Consider the following 18,877-nt stretch of genomic DNA (forward strand, 5'->3'; position numbering starts at 1 on the left):
TTCTGATGAAATACACTGAAGAACATGAATGGCTGCGCATTGATGGCGATGTTGTGGTCGTGGGAATCACCGAACACGCCGCCGAGCAATTGGGCGATGTGGTGTTCGTGGAATTGCCCGAGATCGAGGCCGTAGTCGCCAAAGGCGACGAGGTCTGCGTGATCGAATCGGTCAAGGCAGCATCCGATATTCTGGCCCCTGTCGATGGCGAGATTGTCGAGGTGAACGAGGCCCTGAGCGACAATCCCGGACTGGTGAACGAAGACCCGCAAGGCGATGCGTGGTTTTTCAAGATGAAGCTCGATGATCTGCGCGTACTCGACGATTTCATGACAGAGGACGAATACAAAGATTTTCTGGGCTGAACCTGACAGGGCAATGCAGCACCCATGCGCGCCCCGCGTCGCGGGATGCATGGGCTGCTTGCCCTTTTGCGACTGATCTGTGGCAACCACAAGGTGCATGATGACCTATACCCCAAGCGACTATAATCCTTATGATTTCGCCAATCGCCGCCATATTGGCCCGACACCCGAAGAAATGGCCGACATGCTGGCCGAACTGGGCTGTGACACGCTAGAGCAGCTGATCGGGCAGACCATTCCGGCAGATTTGCGGCAGGCAGACCCGCTGACATGGGCACCCTTGTCCGAGGGCGAGTTGCTGGCGAAATTGCGCGCTGTTGGGGCCAAGAACAAGGTCATGACCTCGCTGATCGGGCAGGGCTATTACGGCACTGTCACGCCGCCCGCAATCCAGCGCAACATCTTTGAAAACCCCGCATGGTATACCGCCTACACCCCTTACCAGCCCGAAATTGCCCAAGGGCGGCTTGAAGCGCTGCTGAACTTCCAGACCATGGTGGCAGATCTGACGGGCCTGCCGGTTGCCAATGCCTCGCTTCTGGACGAATCGACCGCTTGCGCCGAGGCGATGGTCATGGCGCAGCGCGTGGCGAAATCCAAGGCGCAGGCGTTTTTCATCGACAAGAATTGCCACCCGCAGAACATTGCTGTCATGCAGACCCGCGCGGCCCCGTTAGGGATCGAGGTGATCATCGACGACCCGCAAGCGCTGGAGGCGGACAAGGTCTTTGGGGCGATTTTCCAGTATCCCGGCACCTATGGCGACTTGCAGGATTTCACAGGCGCAGTAGATGCGCTGCATTCCGCCCGCGCGATTGCCATCATGGCCACCGATTTGCTGGCGCTGACCATGATCCGCGAACCCGGTGCTATCGGCGCAGATATTGCGGTGGGCAGCGCGCAGCGTTTTGGCGTGCCGATGGGCTATGGCGGCCCTCATGCGGCCTTTATTTCCTGTGCCGATGCCTACAAGCGCGCGCTGCCCGGTCGTCTGGTCGGTGTCAGCATCGATTCGCGCGGCAACAAGGCATATCGCTTGTCCTTGCAAACGCGCGAACAACATATCCGCCGCGAGAAGGCCACCAGCAATGTCTGCACTGCGCAGGCGCTTCTGGCCGTCATGGCGTCGATGTATGCCGTGTTTCACGGCCCGAAAGGGCTGCGCGCCATTGCCGAGCGTGTGCATTTCCTGACGCAGCGCCTCTATCGCGCCTTGAACGATGCGGGCGCACGCGTGGTTGTGAAAGAATTTTTTGACACGATCACAGTCGAGGTTGGCGTGGGGCAGGCGGGCATTCTGGCTGCCGCCCGCGCAGAGGGGCTGAATTTCCGCAAGATCGGGGCCGCCCATGTCGGCATCTCGCTGGATGAGACGACAGATGAACAGGTGCTGCTACGGGTGTTGCGCGTCTTTGGCATTGAAGGCGTGCCGCCTCATCGCAATGATCTGGGCTTCTCGGACCAGTTCATCCGCACAAGCGATTACCTGACCCACCCGATTTTCCACATGAACCGCGCCGAGACGGAAATGATGCGCTATATGCGCCGCCTGTCAGACCGTGACCTTGCGCTTGATCGCGCCATGATCCCGCTTGGGTCTTGCACGATGAAACTGAATGCAGCCGCTGAAATGATGCCGCTGTCCTGGCCCGCTTTTGCGTCCCTGCATCCGTTCTGCCCACCCGATCAGGCTTTGGGCTATGCCGAGGCAATTTCCGACCTGAAAGCCAAACTATGCGAGATTACGGGCTATGACGCCATGTCGATGCAGCCCAATTCGGGCGCGCAGGGCGAATATGCGGGCCTGCTGACAATTCAGGCCTATCACCGTGCGCGGGGGCAGGGACATCGGGATATTTGCCTGATTCCCGTGTCGGCGCATGGCACCAACCCTGCCAGCGCGCAGATGTGCGGCATGCATGTTGTCGTGGTGAAATCATCGGCCAATGGCGATGTCGATCTGGAAGATTTCCGCGACAAGGCCGCGAAAGCGGGCGACCGGCTGGCGGCTTGCATGATCACCTATCCCAGCACACATGGGGTATTTGAAGAAACCGTGCGCGAGGTTTGCGCCATCACGCATGAGCATGGCGGGCAGGTCTATATCGACGGGGCAAACCTGAATGCCATGGTCGGGCTGGTCAAACCCGGGGAGATTGGCGGCGATGTCTCTCACCTGAACCTGCACAAGACCTTTGCCATCCCGCATGGGGGCGGGGGGCCGGGCATGGGGCCGATTGGGGTCAAGGCGCATCTGGCCCCTTTCCTGCCGGGGCATCCGGAACTGGGCGGGGCCGAAGGCCCGGTATCGGCAGCCCCCTATGGGTCTGCGTCGATCCTGCTGATCTCTTGGGCCTATTGCCTGATGATGGGTGGGCCGGGGCTGACACAGGCCACGCGCGTTGCCATTCTGAATGCAAATTACATCGCGGCGCGGCTGTCGGGGGCTTATGAAATTCTGTTCATGGGCAATAAGGGGCGCATCGCGCATGAATGCATCCTCGACACCCGCCCCTTTGCCGAGGCGGGCATCACCGTGGACGACATCGCAAAACGCCTGATCGACAATGGCTTCCATGCCCCGACCATGAGTTGGCCCGTCTCGGGCACCCTGATGGTAGAGCCGACAGAATCCGAGAATAAGGCCGAGATTGACCGCTTCATCACTGCACTTCTCTCGATCCGCGAGGAAATCCGCGCGGTCGAGACGGGCGAGATTGATGCGGAAAACAACCCGTTGAAACACGCGCCCCACACTGTTGAAGACCTGATCGCAGATTGGGACCGCCCCTATTCGCGCGAACAGGGCTGTTTCCCGCCTGCCAGTTTCCGCGGCGACAAATACTGGCCCCCAGTCGGGCGGGTGGACAATGTGTATGGCGACCGCAACCTTGTGTGCACCTGTCCGCCTGTTGAAAGTTATGCAGAAGCGGCAGAATAAACAGACGGGTCGGGGCACAGGCCCCGGCCCATTCTTGGCCTTGCCCTGAGTGCAAATTGCCTGCACAAAGATGGCGCTTGAAAGAGCGTTTTCAGTACAGGAGTTTGTTCTATGGGATTATGGTCATTTGCAAAATCGGCAGGAAAGAAAATCTTTAGCAGTGGCAAGGCCGAAGCCGCCACACCAGAAGCTGACGCGTTGAAACAGGAACTGGCAGATCTGGGACTGGATTCCTCGGGTGTCGAGATCAAGGTCGAAGGCGACAAGGTTGTGGTCGAAGGCAATGCTGTCAGCGCCGAGATGAAAGAAAAGATCATCCTTGCAGTCGGCAATATCGATGGCGTCGCCGAAGTCGAGGCAGAAGTGTCTGAAGGGCCGGAACCTGTGTTTCACACTGTGGTCAAGGGCGATAATCTGTCTGCGATTGCCAAAAAGACATTGGGCAATGCCAACCGCTATAACGAGATATTCGAGGCAAACCGCCCGATGCTGTCGCATCCGGACAAGATTTATCCGGGACAGGTTTTGCGCATTCCGCAATAATGTGAAAGCCCGAAGCGCAAGCTTCGGGCTTTTCGCTTAGCTGTTGCCGCCTGCGAAGCGGCCCGCATCTTCGGCAGCGCGGCGCAGGGCGCGGGATTTGTTGACGGTTTCTTCATATTCCGCATCTGGGTCGCTGTCATAGACCACGCCGCCGCCCGCCTGAATATACAATGTCTCGTCTTTCAACACGGCAGTGCGTAGGCAGATGCACATGTCCATCTCGCCATTGGCAGCAAAATAGCCAGCACCGCCGCCATAGACTCCGCGCTTTTCCGGTTCCAACTCGTCAATAATTTCCATTGCGCGCACTTTGGGCGCACCTGACACAGTGCCTGCGGGCAGGCCCGCCAGAAGCGCAGACAGCGCATCCTGCCCTTCGGCCAACTCGCCCACCACATTCGAGACGATGTGCATCACATGGCTATAGCGTTCGATGATGAATTCCTCGGTCGGGCGCACTGTGCCGATCTTGGCCACACGCCCCACATCATTGCGCCCCAGATCCAGCAGCATCAGATGCTCTGCCAATTCCTTTTCATCAGCCAGCAAATCGGCCTCATGCGCGCGGTCTTGCTCTGGGGTGGTGCCGCGCGGGCGTGTGCCGGCAATGGGCCGGATCGTTACCTCGCCCTCGCGCAAGCGCACCAGAATTTCAGGGCTGGCCCCGATGATCTGGAAATTCCCGGCACTAGAGGCGAAGTCGAAATAGAACATGAAGGGCGACGGGTTCGTGCGCCGAAGCGAGCGATACAGCGCGAAGGGCGGCAGCGCGAAACGCTGCGACCAGCGCTGAGAGGGGACAACCTGAAAGATATCGCCCGCGCGGATGTAATCTTTCGCCTTCTCGACAGCGGCCAGATAGTCGGCCTTGGCGAAATTCGACACGGGCGCGCCAATCGGCGCGCTGTCGCTGCGCAATTCCCGCGGGGCTTGTGGCACACCGCGTTCCAGATCGCGCACAGCGTCCATCACCCGCTCGGCCGCCTGCGCATAGGCCGCGCGCGCCGACAGGGCAGACCCGACCCAAGCGGGCGAGACGACAATCACCTCTCCCTTGACGCCGTCCAGCACTGCCACAACCGAGGGACGCAGCATCACGGCATCGGGCACATCAATCGGGTCCGGGTTCACATCGGGCAGATGTTCCACAAGCCGGATCATGTCATAGCCCAGATACCCGAACAGCCCGACCGAGGCCGCAGGCAGGCTGTCGGGCATGCTGACGCGGCTTTCGGCCAGAACGGCGCGCAAACTGTCCAGCGGGTGCCCGTCCAGCGAGGACCAAGCCTGCGGGTCAAAGCGCGCATCGCGGTTGATCCGGCTGCTGCCGCCGCGGCATTCCCAGATCAGGTCCGGTTTCATTCCGATAATGGAATAGCGCCCGCGCACCTCTCCGCCGGTGACCGATTCAAGAATGAAACTGTCACGGCTGGCACCGGCAAGTTTCAGGTAGAGCGATACAGGCGTATCCAGATCAGCGGCCAGACGCGTATAGACCAGCTGGTTTTCACCGCGCTGCCAGCCAGCCTCGAACGATGCGAAATCCGGTGTGAACTGGGCCATGGCAGGTCAGAAATTCGCCTGAACCGCATCGATCATGGGCTGATCAATGCGGATCGGGGTGGATTGCCGCAGACTGGCCGAGAAATACCCGAACAGGTCTTGCGCGATGCTCTGCTCGATCTGCATTTCCAATGCCGCGCGCAGATCGGCCACATCTTCCAACATCAGATCGGGGCTGTTGATGGCGTGCAATTCAAGGATATGGACGCGATTGCCCGTTTCAATGATGCGCACTTCGCCCTGTGTCATCTCGAATGTCGCCGCGACCAGATCGCGGGGCTGGTTGGGCATGATGTCGGTGCGCCGCAGCCCGTCGAACCGCACAGGCGCAATGGCCAGTTCGGGCGCATCGGCAGTATCGCCGCGCAGGGCGGCGGCATGCTGTTCGGCTTGCGCGCGCAGTCCTTCCAGAATCCGTTCATTCTGCCAATCCGTGATCACTTGTGTCTCGATCTCGGGCAGGGGGCTGGGGGTTGCAGGCAGGACTTCGAGGAATTCCAACGCGAACATGCCACCATCCTGCATGAACCTGATTTCAGGGAAATCCCCGTCGCGCAGCGCCTGTGCCGCATCACGGAAGCTTTCATAGGCGGCAATGCCGTCTGTCACACCGGGGCGCCAGTCGATCTGGCCCGTCTGCATGTTTGTTTCCTGGCCCAGTTGTTCAACTGTAGCCCCGCCCGCCAGCAAATCCTCATACAGGTCGAAATCATCCGACAAGGTGCGGCGCGCAAGATCGGCAAGTTGCTCGTCGCGCAGCTGGTCGCGCGCGTCCTCGAAACTGACCTCTTGCGCCGACAGAATTGCATTCATGCGAAAGATGGCTGGCCCAAGCGAGGTTTCGGCAGGGCCTGCCACACCGGGGGCTGCCAGTTCAAACACCAGATCACCGGCTGCGCCAAGCTGGGCGCGGGTGACATCGCCCATATCGGTATCTTCCAGATCCAACCCGCGTTCTGCAACAAGCCCCTCAAAGGTTATGTCACCCGCAGTGATGCGGGCAATCGCTGCCTCGGCGCTGTCGAGATCGGAAAACACCAAGCGTTCCACCAACCGCCGCTCTGGCTGCGAAAACTGCGCGCGGCGCGCGTCATAGGCTTCGCGCAAGATCGCCTCATCGACTTCGATTGTGTCGATAACCATTTCAGGCGTGATCCAAGCATAGCTGATGCGCTTGCCCTCGGGCTGGGTGTAGCGGTCCAGATTGGCATCATAGAAGCTTTGCAAGGTTGTGGCATCGGGGCGGCCCACAGGTTCGGGCAATGCCTCCGACGTTAGGCTCAAGACCGTCACATCACGGGTCTGAGCCTGAAACTCCAGCAGGGGGGAGACAATCTGGTCGGGCGCGGCAGCCCCGCTGATAACAGACAACTGCATGATGCTGCGCGCCACGTCATCGCGGATCGAGGTTTCAAACTCTGCCTCGTTCATGCCTGCGTTTTGCAGCGCAAAACGATAGGCTTCGCGGTCGATAGTCCCATCCAGCCCCTGAAACGCGCCAATCTGCAAGATTTCGCGCTGAACTGTCATATCGCCTGCCGAAACACCAAGGCGCGCGGCCTCGTTATCCAGAACCGAGCTGTTCACCAGCTGTTCCAACACTCTCTGGTCCAGCCCGAACAGACGCGCCTGTTCCATCGTCAGCGCCTGACCTACCTGTGATTGCAGCGCGCGCATTTCGTTTTGCAGTGCGCGGGCATAGGTATTGGCAGAGATGTTTCGATCCCCGACAGTGGCCACATTCTGCGACCGTCCGCCGAACCCTTCAACCCCAAACCCCAAAAGGCTAAGCGCAAGCAGGGCCATCAGAAAACCTGCGGCAATGTTCTTGGCGCTCATTTTCTTCTTCGGTTGTGTCTTGGCCATGCCATCTCTCTTATATGTCGTGATCAGGAAAATCTGTCTGTGTGTGTATGCAAAGGCACGGGCGGGGGCAAGCGGTCACGGGTCAAGTTTTGCGCAGTGGGCTATGTGCCTGTCATATTGTTGCGCTGCAAGATCAAGTCATTCTGCGTGGTTTCACCGCCAAGACAGGCGATTGACTGCCAAGTGCTGACGCATAAGTAGATTGATGTTGCGCGCGCCGCGTGGCAAAGCGCGGGAATGCTGTCTTATCAACATAGTTATCACGCCGGAAATCTGGCAGATGTTCACAAACACGCGCTTCTGGCGTGGGTCTTGGCCTATATGACAGCCAAAGACAAACCGATCAGCTATATTGAAACCCATGCGGGGCGCGGCCTTTATGCGCTGGATGCAGCCGAGGCGCAAAAAACGGGCGAGGCGGCGGCAGGTATTTTGCGCGCGGCACGCCTTTTTGGCGATGACCACCCCTATGGCCGTGTTCTGGCGCAGGTGCGCGCGCAGCATGGCGCCATGGCCTATCCCGGATCACCTGTGATTGCCGCCAGTTTGTTGCGGTTGCAAGACAGTCTGACGCTGGCCGAATTGCACCCGCAGGAATACAACGCCTTGCGCAGCACGATGGCAGGGTCGGGGGCATCGGTGCAGCGCCGCGACGGGTTCGATCTGGCGCAGTCAATCTGCCCGCCGACCCCGCGCCGTGGCGTCATGATGATCGATCCGTCATACGAGGTGAAGGCGGACTACACCACTTTGCCGGGTTTTGTGACCGGCATCCGCCGCAAATGGAATGTCGGCATCATCCTGCTGTGGTATCCGGTTCTGAGTGCGGGCCTGCACCGCCAGATGGTGACGCAGATTTGCGCGGACCACCCGGACGCAGTTGTTCTGGAAACCGCTTTTCCCCCTATCCGAGAAGGGCACCGCATGACCGGATCGGGGCTGGTGGTGCTGAACCCGCCTTGGGGTCTGGCAGAGGAAGGCGCGCGTGTAGATGGTTTTATCCGCGCACTATAAGACGCTCTAAAATATTTATTAACAATGCCTTAAGCGGCTTTCTTCATGTTCTTGCGGGCCGCATAAAGCCGCGAGGCCAGCAAGAACAGAATGGCCAGTGTTAACCCGATCACCAGCAGGTTTTGAAACCGCGATACGACCCATGTATGCGCAATCACCACCAGCGCTGTGGGCCAGACCAGCAGATGCAGCCGCTTCCACAGCCGGAACCCCAACAGCCGCGGCGCAATATCGACCGAAGTTACCGCCAGCGGCAGCATCAGCAGCAGGCCCGCGATCCCAAGTTTGACATGCAGCATCTTGCGCATCTCGGCCCATGCAAATTCCAGAATGCCGCCCTGATCCAGCATCAGCCAGACAGCCGCATGGGCACTGGCATAAAGAAATGTCCACACCCCCAGCGGACGGCGCGCGGCATAAAGCGGGCGCCATGGCAGAAGCGATTGCACAAACCCCAAGCCCAGCGTGGCCATCAGCAACAAAAGCGCAAACCGTCCGGTGCGATGCAACAGCACCTCATGGGGGACGACCCCCAACTGCCCCGTTTGCCAATGCCAGACCAGAACCAGCCCCGGCAGGGCACAGGCCAGCCAAAGCCCCCAGCGGATTACAGATGTCATGCGGCTGGCCTGCATCAGTAATGGGTTTCCAGATCCATACCGGCATAAAGATCGGCCACCAAATCACCGTAGCCATTGAACATTTCTGTTCTGATGCGGGTGCCGTCATGCAAGCGCCGCTCGGTCGCCTGATGCCAGCGCGGATGGCGGACCGTAGGGTTTACATTAGCATAAAACCCGTATTCGCGGGGCGCTTTCTCGTGCCATGTCGGCATGGGTTGTTCCGCCAGCACCGAGATGCGCTTGATCGATTTGATCGATTTGAACCCGTATTTCCACGGCACCACCAGCCGGATGGGCGCGCCATTCTGGTTGGGCATCACCTCGCCATACATGCCAGCCGCCAGCAGCGTCAGCGGGTGGGTCGCCTCATCCAGACGCAGCGCCTCGACATAGGGCCAGTCCAGCAAACCTTGCGCCGCGCGCGGCATGATTGACGTGTCGTCAAACGCCTCGAACCGGACATAGCGCGCATCGGATTTGACGCCGACATGGGCCAGAAGGTCGGCCAGCGCAAAGCCGTTCCAAGGGATCACCATCGACCACGCCTCGACGCAGCGCAGGCGGTAGATGCGTTCTTCCAGCGGGAAACGCGCCAGCAGGTCTTCCATCGCAATCGGGCCGGGGTTGTCTACCAGCCCGTCAATCTCGATCGACCACGGGTTGGTTTGCAACGCATGCGCGTGTTGGCTGGGGTCGTCTTTGGCGGGGCCAAATTCGAAGAAATTACAATAGCCCGTTGCCACATCGAAAGAGGTCAGCGGTTCATCTGTGGAAAAAGGCCCCGGTGCCACCGCTGGCAGCGACTGGCCGCGCCCGGGTGTCGCATAGGCCAGCAAACCGGCCCCCATTCCCGCCAACAGATGGCGCCGGTTCAGAAAACTGGCCTGTGGCGTGATTTCGGATGATGCAGGGGTGGGGTAGGAAAAACGGGCCATTGGCGGGGCTTTGCTCCTTTTTGGGGGCAGATCTGGGAGTGCGCATCTGTCCTGCGTGCCGGTGTCCGAGTCGACCCAAGGCGTGACTGACAGATGTGCCGCGCGCCCACCCTCGCTGAAGGGGGGCTTGGCTGCATTGACCCAGATCAAGACGCTTCTTTTGCGCGCGCCTACTTGCTTTCGCGCCTTCGTTGCTAGATTTTTTCCGCTGCCGCGACTTCTGTCGCCAGCAAATGGCATGCGGCCCTGCCGGTGGCTGTGGTGAAATCGGGCGGGTTCTGAGCGCGGCAGATATCCATCACCTTGGGGCAGCGCGGGTGAAAAGTGCAGCCCGAGGGCGGGTTGATCGGGTTGGGAATTTCGCCTGTCACCGGCATCCGCCTGCGGCCAGACAGCGCCAGATCTGGCACCGCATCCAGCAGCATGCTGGTATAGGGGTGCTGGGGTTCGGTGAACAGGCGCTTGGAATCTGCCACCTCGACCAAGCGGCCCAGATACAACACGCCAATCCGGTTGGCCATATGGCGCACCACGCTTAAATCATGGCTTATCAACAGGTAAGTCAGGCCGAATTCATCCTGTAGATCGCGCATCAGGTTCAGGATTTGCGCCTGAACCGACACATCCAGCGCCGAGGTCGGCTCGTCACAGACAATGAATTCCGGCTTCGAGGACAGCGCGCGCGCAATCGCTATGCGCTGGCGCTGCCCGCCAGAGAATTCATGCGGGAATTTCGCACTATCTGCCGCCGACAGGCCCACCAGATCCAGCAGCCGCCCGACTTCGTTGCCAATCTCTGCGCCGCGCAGCAGGCCAAAGGTGCGGATCGGTTCGGCAATAATATCGCCCACGCGCCAACGCGGGTTCAGGCTGGCAAACGGGTCTTGAAAGATCATCTGAAAGCGGCGGCGCAGGGTGCGCATGGCCGCGCCGGATGCGAAATCCATATCCTGCCCGTCAAACCGGATCACCCCTGCAGAGGGTTCCAGCAAGCCCACGATCATCTTGGCGATGGTCGATTTGCCCGAACCGGACTCGCCCACCAGCGCGAATGTCTCGCCACGCTTGATCTCGAAACTGGCCTGCTCTGCGGCGGTCAGGAATTGTTTATCCTCGCGCTCTAACACGCGGTTCAGCCAGGGTTTGGAGACATCGAACCGGCGCGTCAGCCCTTCGACAGACAGCAGGACATCAGCCATGTGACACCTCTTTTTCTTGCGCGTCATACAGCCAGCAAGACACTTGCCGCCCATCGGGGCGCGCAATCAGATCGGGCTGCTCGACAAAGCATTTGTCAAATGCTTTGGTGCAGCGCGGGTTAAAGGCGCAGCCCTGCGGGATGGCATTCAGACGCGGCATAGAGCCGGGAATCTGCGTCAGCCGCGCGGCGGTCTGGGTCAGCGTCGGGATCGACCCCATCAGGCCCGCTGTATAGGGGTGTTCGGCATTCTGGATCACATCGCGCACAGGCCCGATTTCGGCCAGACGCCCTGCATAGAGCACCGCTACACGGTCGGCGGTTTCGGCGATCACACCCATATCATGCGTGATCAGCATGACCGATGCGCCCCGTTCGGCGCAGATTTCTTTCAGCACATCAATGATCTGGGCCTGCACCGACACATCCAGCGCAGTGGTGGGTTCATCCGCGATAACCAGTTCGGGTTCTGCAGCCAGCGCCAGCGCGATCACCACACGCTGGCGCATCCCGCCAGAGAAGTGGTGCGGGTAGTCGTCAATCCTGCGCGCGGCGGCGGGAATGCCCACACGGTCCAGCAGGGCAACTGCGCGGGTGCGGGCCTCTTTGTCGGACACGTCCATATGCGTGCGGATGGTTTCGATAAGTTGCTCGGCCACAGTATAAAGCGGGTTGAGGCTGGTTAACGGGTCTTGGAACACCATGCCAATCCGGCGGCCACGGATGCGCCGCATCTTCTCGCGCGGCAGGTTGTCAATGCGTTCCCCGCGCAGCCAGATTTCGCCCGATGCCACGCGCCCCGGTGGTTCCAGCAAGCCGATAATTGCGGCCCCCGTCAGCGACTTGCCCGCACCGGATTCGCCCACCATGCCCAGAACCTCGCCCTCGGCTATGTCAAAGGACACATGGTCAAGCGCGCGCAGGGTGCCGCGGCGGGTGGGGAATTCCACCACCAGATCGCGGACAGAAAGAATTGGCGGTTTCATCAGCGCAACCTCGGGTTCAGGGCATCGCGCAGCCAGTCACCCAGCAGGTTGACCGACAGCGCCAGCGCCAGCAGCGTAAGGGACGGGAACAGCAAAATCCACCATTCACCCGAGAACAGAAACCCCTGGCCAATGCGGATCAGCGTGCCAAGGCTGGGCTGGGTGGAGGGCACACCGACCCCAAGGAAAGACAGCGTGGCTTCGGCAATGATCGCCAACGCAAGGCCAATCGTGGCAATCACCAGCACTGGCCCCATGACATTGGGCAGAATATGGCGGATCAGAATCTTGGCAGGATGCGCGCCAATCACGCGGGCGGCCTGCACATATTCCTTGCTTTTCTCCACCATCGTGGCCCCGCGCACAACACGCGCATATTGCACCCATTCCGACAGGCCAATCGCCACGATCAGCACCCAGATCGCCATCGCCTCGCGGTAGGCGGGTGGGATGAAGCCGCGCGCAACGCCGAAGATCAGCAGCGCCAGCAGGATTGAAGGGAAGGTCAGCTGCACATCAGCCACCCGCATCAGCAGACTATCGATCCAGCCGCCGCGATAGCCCGCAATCAGCCCCAGGGTGATGCCCAGAACCATGGCAAAGGCCACCGCCATGAAGCCCACAAACAGCGAGATTCGCGCGCCATACAGGATGGTCGAGAAGACATCGCGGCCCTGATTGTCAGTGCCCAGCCAATAGGTGTTGCCGGTAAACTGGTTCGGTTCCATCGGGGGGGTGAAGCCGTCCATCAGGTTCAGCGTGGCGGGGTTGAACGGGTCGTGCGGGGCGATCCACGGCGCGAAGATGGCCGCCAGAATGATCAGCAGCGACACGGCCGCCGCGACAATCGCCAAGGGCGATTTGCGGAAGGAATAGGCAATATCGCTATCCCACGCGCGCGCAAAGCGTCCGGGTTCGGGCTTTTTGATGATGTCACTCATGGTGGTTTCCCCCTTAGTGGCGCGCATTGGCCCGGTCCACGCGCAGGCGCGGATCGACAGCATAATACAGCAGATCGACGATCAGGTTGATGACCACAAAGACCAGCGCGATCAGCATAAGGTAAGCGGCCATCACCGGCACATCGACGAAGCGGACCGAATTGATGAACAGCGCGCCAACACCGGGCCATTGAAACACCGTCTCGGTGATGATCGAGAAGGCAATGATACTGCCCATCTGCAAGCCGGTAATGGTGATAACGGGCACCAGCGTGTTTTTCAGCGCATGGCCGAAATTAACGGCGCGGTTTGACAGCCCGCGCGCGCGGGCGAATTTAATGTAATCGGTGCGCAGCACTTCCAGCATCTCGGCGCGCACAAGGCGCATGATCAGCGTCATCTGGTACAGCCCCAGCGTGATCGCAGGCAGGATGAGAGAGGCGCGACCGGATTCGGTTAGCAACCCTGTGCGCCACCAATCGCCGATATACACTGTCTCGCCACGCCCGAAGGAGGGTAGCCATTGCAACTCGACCGCGAACACCCAGATCAGCAGCACACCGATCAGAAAGGTCGGCAGCGACACACCGATCAGCGAGACAGTCATGATCGTGCTGGATGCCCAGCCACCACGGCGCAGTGCGGTATACACGCCAAACCCAACCCCGAAAACAAAGGCCAGAATGCCAGAAACCAACGCCAGCTCCAACGTGGCAGGCAGGCGCGACAGGATCAGTTCCATCACCGGCTGTTGCAAGCGGTAAGAGATGCCAAAATCCCCCGTTGCGGCGCGGGCGACGAAATTCCAGAATTGTACAAGAAAGGGGTCATCCAGCCCCAAAGCGGCCCGCAATTCGGCGCGTTCGGCCAGCGTGGTTTCCTGACCCACCATAGAGGCGATGGGATCGCCCACAAAGCGAAACAGCGCGAAAGCCACCAGCGCCACAGTCAGCATGACGATGACGGACTGGACCAGACGGCGCAAAATAAAAGCAGTCATGCGGAACCCCCTGAAGGCTTGCAAGAATGGTCAGCATTCCTGCCCTAAAGCATGCCCGCGCGGCGTATCCCGCGCGGGCAGACAGGTCAAGGGCGGATCAGTCGAAAGTGACAGTTGTCATTTTCGGCTGGTTTTCGGGGTGGACATCCAGATTGATATTGTCGCGCATAGCATAGGCCAGAACCTGATTATGCACGTTCAGGAAGATGCGTTCTTCCATCACCTCATCCCAGATTTCCGCGATCATGGCGTCACGTTCTTCCAGATCGGTCATTGTGGCCAGCGACTGGATTTTGGCATCCAGATCGGGGTTGGAATAGCGCGACCCGTTGAATGACCCGTAGCTGCCTTCGCGCGTGTGAACAAGGAAGTCGAACACATACTGGCTGTCAAATGTCGGCACGCCCCAGCCCAGCAGATAGAAATCGGTTTCCCAATTCTCGATCAGCGGGAAATGCAGCGAGCGTGTCTGCGCATTCAGATCAACCCGAATGTCGATCCGCGCCAACATGCCCACCAACGCCTGACAGATCGATTCGTCGTTCAGGTAGCGGTCATTGGGGCAATCCAGCTGCACCGAAAACCCGTTGGGGTAGCCTGCTTCGGCCATCAACTCGGCTGCGCGCGCCAGATCAGGGTCGCCAAAAGCGTCCATCTCTTCGGTCCAGCCATTGACGAAGGGGGGCAGGGGGGCGGCAGATGGCTGCGACTCGCCGCGCATCACGACTTGGCGGATGGCATTCCGGTCAATTGCCAGCGCCATGGCTTCGCGCACTTCGGGCTTGGTGAAAGGGTTGTCATCCGCATCCGAGCTGGCCAGCGTTTCCGAGCTCATGTCATAGCTGAAGAAGATATTGCGGTTTTCCGGCCCGCGCACGACGCGCACGCCTTCTGTCTGTTCCAGTCGTGCAATATCCTGCACCGGCACATCCTGCACGATATCCACCTCGCCCGACAGTAGGGCGGCCACGCGGGTCGCTGCTTCGGAAATCGGGGTATAGATGATCTCGGTCACCGCAGGCGCATCATTCCAATGCCCGTCAAAGGCTTGCAGAACAGTGCGCACCTCTGGGTCACGCTCGACCAGAACATAGGGGCCGGTGCCATTTGCGTTGCGCACAGAATATGCTTCTTCACCGGCTGCGAAATTCGGCGCAGTTTCGACTCCATTCGCCTCGGCCCATGCTTTGGACATGATAAAGGTGTTGGTCAGGTTCTGCACATAAAGCGGTGCAGGGCCGGACATGCGCACATGCACTGTCGTCGCGTCCACCGCGGTCACTTCTTCAACAGCTGCGTGCAATGCTGCCATGCCCGAAGGTGGCGTGCGCGCGCGGTCCAGCGAGAAGACAACATCTTCCGCTGTCATTGGGCTGCCATCGTGAAAGGTTACGCCTTCGCGGATGGTGAAGACCCAGACATTCTCATCATCTTCGCTGATTCCCCATTCGGTGGCCAGACTCGGCGTCAAAGACCCATCCACCGCGCGGCCCACCAGCGTTTCATAAATGTGGTGGTTCAGCGTATGTGTCGGGCCTTCGTTCTGGCTGTGCGGGTCCAGTGTCAAAGCATCGGCCACGCGTGCCCAACGGACAGTTTCGGCGCTGGCCATAACGCCCGAGATGGTCAGGGCCGCGACCGCGATTCCTGTCATCAGGCCAGCACGGGCATTGGGTTTGTAAGATTTCATGAACATTTTGAACTCCCTGAGTTGTATCCCTCATTCGCGGCATCCCGCAGTTGAGAAACTCCTCAAGTCATCTGTCGTTTCAGCGAATGTGTCAAGCAGGGGGGCTGCGGGGCCCCTCTGTTCAGGAGGAGTCTGACGGATACAGGGCGGCCACTTCGCCGGTTTCCGCAGGGTGCAGCAGGGGTGTTGTGTCTTCCGCATCCAGCATGCCAGCCACACGCTCGGTCACGGCCATCAGCATGGCTTGTTCCCATGATGACAGGTCGCGGAACCGCGCGCTGAAGCGTTCATACAAAGGGTCTGGTGTCTGATCCAGCAAGCGGCGGCCGCTTTCTGTCAGGATCACCCAAATGGCCCGACGGTCAGCAAGCCTGCGTTCGCGCCGCACAAGCCCGCGCGCTTCCAGCTTATCGATCTGGATTGAAATTGTCGCCTGTCCCACGCCCAGCGACCGCGCAATGTCGCGCGGCATTTCCTGCCCTTCGCGCGACAGCGTGTGCAGCACCAGAAGTTGCGATTGGGTCAGCCCAGAGGCCCGCGCCATCTCGCGCGCATTCGCTTCCAGCGCATGAACAATGCGCCGCAAGGCAATCAGGGTTTCGGAAGATCGGTCTAACACTGTGTCCAGCTAAAGCTTTGAAAGGTGGTGGTGACTTTGCCCCGCCACGCGCGAAAAGGCAAGCTGCCACGGCTGAATTTTGCCATAAGCTTCGCATAGCTAAACAATATTAAAGCAAACTATATTTTTCACGCATCCGTGTTTCTGGCGCCAAATTTGGCTATAAATAACTGAAATAATGTAAAAAATGCGTCAACGTTAGGGCAAATATTCTTTGTGTTGAAATATAAATCAGACCCCTTATATTGAGCACTCACTGACGGGGCAACGGAAAAGAATTTACATGTCAAAACAAAATCTGACCCTACACACGAATCCGAAAGGCGCGCTGGATTTGCGCAAACCATCGAAGGCGGACGGGTCAGAGGTGTGGAAACTCGTGTCAGAGTGTCCACCTCTGGACCAGAATTCGATGTATATGAATGTCGTGCAATGCGACCACTTCGCAGAAACCTGCATTGTGGCAGAACGGGATGGCAAATTGCTGGGCTGGGTGTCTGGCCATATTCCACCCGCAGGCGCGGATACACTATTCGTCTGGCAAGTTGCCGTGCATGATGACGCGCGCGGGCTGGGCCTTGGCAAGCGTATGATCAAGGCGCTGCTGGAGCGGCCCGTTTGTGCGAAAGTGTCGAAGCTGGAAACGACGATCACAAAAAGCAATGCCGCATCTTGGGGCTTGTTCCAAAGTTTCGCCCGCGACATGGGCGGCGAGTTGACCGATGCACCGCATTACACGCGTGAAGAGCATCTTGATGGCCAGCACGCCACAGAACATCTGGTGACGATCTCGTTGCCACGCAAGAAGCTGCGCTCTGTCGCGTGAAGCGCCGGACGGCACAGCTTATTCAATCGATATAACCGAAAGGCTTTCAGCCATGACCATTGGTACAAACACCGATATCTATACGCGTCGCGAGTCGCAGGCGCGCAGCTATTGCCGCGCATTTCCTGTAACTTTCTCGAAGGCGCAGAACGCAACCCTGACCGATTCCGACGGGCGCAGCTACACCGACTTTCTGGCGGGCTGTTCTTCGCTGAACTACGGCCACAACGACCCTGACATGAAAGAAGCGCTCATCGCGCATCTGGCGGCGGACGGTGTCACGCATGGGCTGGATATGCACACCAATGCCAAGGCCGAGTTTCTGGAAGCGTTCGAGCGGATTATCCTGAAGCCGCGCGATATGGACTATAAGTTCATGTTCACAGGCCCCACTGGCACAAACGCGGTCGAGGCTGCGATGAAACTTGCGCGCAAGACAACCGGGCGCGACACGATCATCGCTTTCACCAACGGGTTTCACGGCATGACCATGGGCGCGCTGGCGGCGACCGGCAACGCGGGCAAGCGGGCAGGGGCCGGCACCACGCTTGGCGGTGTTGTGCGCATGCCTTATGAGGGCGCGATGGACGGTGTCGATTCGCTGGCAATGATCCGCGCCATGCTGGACAACCCCTCCAGCGGAATTGACGCCCCCGCCGCTTTCCTGATCGAACCTGTTCAGGGCGAAGGTGGTCTGAATGCCGCATCGGGCGCATTCCTGAAAGGTCTGCAAGACCTTGCGCGCAAACACGGTGCCCTGATCATCATGGATGATATTCAGGCGGGCATCGGGCGCACGGGGCCGTTTTTCAGCTTTGAAGGTATGGGCATCAAGCCCGATCTTATTCCGCTGGCAAAATCACTCTCCGGCATGGGCCTGCCATTTGCGGGGCTGTTGATCCGGCCTGATCTGGATATCTGGAAACCAGCGGAGCATAACGGCACGTTCCGTGGCAACAACCACGCTTTTGTCACCGCGCGCGTTGCCTTGGAAAAGTTCTGGTCCGATGACAGTTTCCAGCGCCAGACCGAGGCGAAAGCGGCCTATCTGACCGAACGCCTGCAAGGGATTGCGGCAATGGTGCCCGGCTCCAAGCTCAAGGGGCGCGGCATGATGCAGGGCATCGATGTCGGCTCGGGCGATATGGCCGCAGAGGTCTGCGCGACATGTTTCGAGCATGGCCTGATCATCGAGACTTCGGGCGCGCATGATGAAGTGGTCAAGGTGCTTGCGCCGCTGACCATCCCGCAAGAACAGCTTGCGAGCGGGCTGGACATTCTGGAAGCTGCCGTCAAGGCGCAGGGCGCCTCTCATCAAATCGCAGCGGAGTAAATAATATGATTGTCAGAGACCTACACGAAGTCAAACACACCGATCGCCGCGTGAAAGACCAGCAATGGGAATCCGTGCGCATGTTGCTGGCCGATGATGGGATGGGGTTTTCATTCCACATAACCACAATCGCTGCGGGCAGTGAACACACGTTTCACTACAAGAACCATTTCGAGAGCGTCTATTGCATCTCGGGCGAGGGAAGCATCGAAGACCTTGCCACCGGCAAGGTTCACGAGTTGCGCCCCGGTGTGATGTATGCGCTGAACCTGCACGACAAACACACGTTGCGTTGCCGCACCGAGATGGTGTTTGCCTGCTGCTTCAACCCGCCTGTGACGGGGAAAGAAGTGCATCAGGCTGACGGCTCTTACGCATTGGAAACTTCCTGATTGAAGGGCGGGCAGGGGTGAAAAGCCACCTGCCCAAGCTTG

17 protein-coding genes are annotated in these 18,877 nt (G+C 59.4%); 7 read left to right on the forward strand and 10 right to left on the reverse strand.

All coding sequences use genetic code 11. The features are described 5' to 3' along the window. Window positions 1-5: 5 nt before the first annotated feature. The 3 genes from gcvH (at window position 6) to lysM (ending at window position 3,849) form a co-directional block, all read left to right on the forward strand. Entirely contained in the window at window positions 6-365 is a 360-nt protein-coding gene (gene gcvH / locus BG455_RS04625; RefSeq protein ID WP_071468809.1) for a glycine cleavage system protein GcvH, read from the forward strand. A 100-nt stretch (window positions 366-465) separates the two neighbouring features. Continuing rightward, window positions 466-3,306, forward strand: a complete 2,841-nt coding sequence (gene gcvP, locus BG455_RS04630; protein WP_071469118.1) for an aminomethyl-transferring glycine dehydrogenase — start codon at window positions 466-468, stop codon at window positions 3,304-3,306. A 111-nt stretch (window positions 3,307-3,417) separates the two neighbouring features. After that, complete coding sequence (lysM, locus tag BG455_RS04635; RefSeq protein ID WP_071468810.1) at window positions 3,418-3,849, forward strand: peptidoglycan-binding protein LysM; 432 nt, start codon at window positions 3,418-3,420, stop codon at window positions 3,847-3,849. Between the two features lie 36 nt (window positions 3,850-3,885). On the opposite strand, the gene trpE is transcribed toward lysM, so the two are convergent. Both trpE and BG455_RS04645 read right to left on the reverse strand, forming a co-directional pair. After that, window positions 3,886-5,412, reverse strand: coding sequence for an anthranilate synthase component I (gene trpE / locus BG455_RS04640; RefSeq protein WP_071468811.1), 1,527 nt, complete (start codon window positions 5,410-5,412; stop codon window positions 3,886-3,888). 6 nt (window positions 5,413-5,418) lie between these two features. Then, complete coding sequence (locus tag BG455_RS04645; protein WP_084386134.1) at window positions 5,419-7,278, reverse strand: peptidylprolyl isomerase; 1,860 nt, start codon at window positions 7,276-7,278, stop codon at window positions 5,419-5,421. Window positions 7,279-7,515: 237 nt separating this feature from the next. Between BG455_RS04645 and BG455_RS04650 the strand changes: the two genes are divergently transcribed. Beyond that, on the forward strand, window positions 7,516-8,292 hold the full coding sequence (locus BG455_RS04650) for a 23S rRNA (adenine(2030)-N(6))-methyltransferase RlmJ (protein ID WP_071468813.1): 777 nt from the start codon (window positions 7,516-7,518) through the stop codon (window positions 8,290-8,292). Window positions 8,293-8,321: 29 nt separating this feature from the next. Here the strand turns inward: BG455_RS04650 and BG455_RS04655 are convergent, their stop codons facing one another. The 8 genes from BG455_RS04655 to BG455_RS04690 all read right to left on the reverse strand — a co-directional run bounded on the left by BG455_RS04655 (window position 8,322) and on the right by BG455_RS04690 (window position 16,284). Next, the gene (locus BG455_RS04655) at window positions 8,322-8,912 is read right to left on the reverse strand and encodes a protein-methionine-sulfoxide reductase heme-binding subunit MsrQ (protein WP_170124680.1); all 591 of its coding nucleotides are present in this window, start codon (window positions 8,910-8,912) and stop codon (window positions 8,322-8,324) included. A 14-nt stretch (window positions 8,913-8,926) separates the two neighbouring features. Then, a complete protein-coding gene (msrP, locus tag BG455_RS04660; protein WP_071468815.1) occupies window positions 8,927-9,850 on the reverse strand; it encodes a protein-methionine-sulfoxide reductase catalytic subunit MsrP in 924 nt (307 codons plus the stop codon). Between the two features lie 194 nt (window positions 9,851-10,044). Next, window positions 10,045-11,049 (reverse strand): ABC transporter ATP-binding protein, encoded by a 1,005-nt coding sequence (locus BG455_RS04665; RefSeq protein WP_071468816.1) that lies wholly within the window; start codon window positions 11,047-11,049, stop codon window positions 10,045-10,047. Then, the gene (locus BG455_RS04670) at window positions 11,042-12,034 is read right to left on the reverse strand and encodes an ABC transporter ATP-binding protein (protein WP_071468817.1); all 993 of its coding nucleotides are present in this window, start codon (window positions 12,032-12,034) and stop codon (window positions 11,042-11,044) included. The genes BG455_RS04665 and BG455_RS04670 overlap by 8 nt, the downstream gene beginning before the upstream one ends. Continuing rightward, window positions 12,034-12,975, reverse strand: a complete 942-nt coding sequence (locus tag BG455_RS04675) for an ABC transporter permease (protein ID WP_071468818.1) — start codon at window positions 12,973-12,975, stop codon at window positions 12,034-12,036. Before BG455_RS04675 ends, BG455_RS04670 begins: the two co-directional genes overlap by 1 nt. Before the next feature lie 13 nt (window positions 12,976-12,988). After that, window positions 12,989-13,975 carry an ABC transporter permease gene (locus BG455_RS04680; protein ID WP_071468819.1) on the reverse strand — a complete coding sequence of 329 codons (987 nt, stop codon included), beginning with the start codon at window positions 13,973-13,975 and terminating at the stop codon, window positions 12,989-12,991. A 97-nt stretch (window positions 13,976-14,072) separates the two neighbouring features. Further along, a complete protein-coding gene (locus tag BG455_RS04685; RefSeq protein ID WP_084386157.1) occupies window positions 14,073-15,665 on the reverse strand; it encodes an ABC transporter substrate-binding protein in 1,593 nt (530 codons plus the stop codon). A gap of 121 nt (window positions 15,666-15,786) precedes the next feature. After that, on the reverse strand, window positions 15,787-16,284 hold the full coding sequence (locus BG455_RS04690) for a MarR family winged helix-turn-helix transcriptional regulator (RefSeq protein WP_071468820.1): 498 nt from the start codon (window positions 16,282-16,284) through the stop codon (window positions 15,787-15,789). 283 nt (window positions 16,285-16,567) lie between these two features. On the opposite strand from BG455_RS04690, the gene ectA reads away from it, so the two are divergent. The 3 genes from ectA to BG455_RS04705 are packed head-to-tail and all read left to right on the forward strand — an operon-like array spanning window position 16,568 to window position 18,835. Next, a complete protein-coding gene (gene ectA, locus BG455_RS04695; protein WP_071468821.1) occupies window positions 16,568-17,110 on the forward strand; it encodes a diaminobutyrate acetyltransferase in 543 nt (180 codons plus the stop codon). Window positions 17,111-17,162: 52 nt separating this feature from the next. Next, on the forward strand, window positions 17,163-18,443 hold the full coding sequence (gene ectB / locus BG455_RS04700) for a diaminobutyrate--2-oxoglutarate transaminase (protein ID WP_071468822.1): 1,281 nt from the start codon (window positions 17,163-17,165) through the stop codon (window positions 18,441-18,443). Window positions 18,444-18,448: 5 nt separating this feature from the next. After that, window positions 18,449-18,835: an ectoine synthase gene (locus BG455_RS04705; protein WP_071468823.1), complete on the forward strand. Its 387-nt coding sequence runs from the start codon at window positions 18,449-18,451 to the stop codon at window positions 18,833-18,835. Window positions 18,836-18,877 lie beyond the last annotated feature (42 nt).

The sequence above is a fragment of the Roseinatronobacter thiooxidans genome, from assembly GCF_001870675.1.
Lineage (GTDB): Bacteria > Pseudomonadota > Alphaproteobacteria > Rhodobacterales > Rhodobacteraceae > Roseinatronobacter > Roseinatronobacter thiooxidans.

Coding starts and splice junctions, on each gene's coding strand:
- BG455_RS04675 (WP_071468818.1), bottom strand. CDS start 12,975: ATGAGTGACATCATCAAAAAGCCCGAACCCGGACGCTTTGCGCGCGCG.
- gcvP (WP_071469118.1), top strand. CDS start 466: ATGACCTATACCCCAAGCGACTATAATCCTTATGATTTCGCCAATCGC.
- BG455_RS04685 (WP_084386157.1), bottom strand. CDS start 15,665: ATGAAATCTTACAAACCCAATGCCCGTGCTGGCCTGATGACAGGAATC.
- BG455_RS04650 (WP_071468813.1), top strand. CDS start 7,516: ATGCTGTCTTATCAACATAGTTATCACGCCGGAAATCTGGCAGATGTT.
- lysM (WP_071468810.1), top strand. CDS start 3,418: ATGGGATTATGGTCATTTGCAAAATCGGCAGGAAAGAAAATCTTTAGC.
- ectA (WP_071468821.1), top strand. CDS start 16,568: ATGTCAAAACAAAATCTGACCCTACACACGAATCCGAAAGGCGCGCTG.
- BG455_RS04665 (WP_071468816.1), bottom strand. CDS start 11,049: ATGGCTGATGTCCTGCTGTCTGTCGAAGGGCTGACGCGCCGGTTCGAT.
- ectB (WP_071468822.1), top strand. CDS start 17,163: ATGACCATTGGTACAAACACCGATATCTATACGCGTCGCGAGTCGCAG.
- BG455_RS04645 (WP_084386134.1), bottom strand. CDS start 7,278: ATGGCCAAGACACAACCGAAGAAGAAAATGAGCGCCAAGAACATTGCC.
- BG455_RS04655 (WP_170124680.1), bottom strand. CDS start 8,912: ATGACATCTGTAATCCGCTGGGGGCTTTGGCTGGCCTGTGCCCTGCCG.
- BG455_RS04670 (WP_071468817.1), bottom strand. CDS start 12,034: ATGAAACCGCCAATTCTTTCTGTCCGCGATCTGGTGGTGGAATTCCCC.
- BG455_RS04680 (WP_071468819.1), bottom strand. CDS start 13,975: ATGACTGCTTTTATTTTGCGCCGTCTGGTCCAGTCCGTCATCGTCATG.
- msrP (WP_071468815.1), bottom strand. CDS start 9,850: ATGGCCCGTTTTTCCTACCCCACCCCTGCATCATCCGAAATCACGCCA.
- BG455_RS04705 (WP_071468823.1), top strand. CDS start 18,449: ATGATTGTCAGAGACCTACACGAAGTCAAACACACCGATCGCCGCGTG.
- gcvH (WP_071468809.1), top strand. CDS start 6: ATGAAATACACTGAAGAACATGAATGGCTGCGCATTGATGGCGATGTT.
- trpE (WP_071468811.1), bottom strand. CDS start 5,412: ATGGCCCAGTTCACACCGGATTTCGCATCGTTCGAGGCTGGCTGGCAG.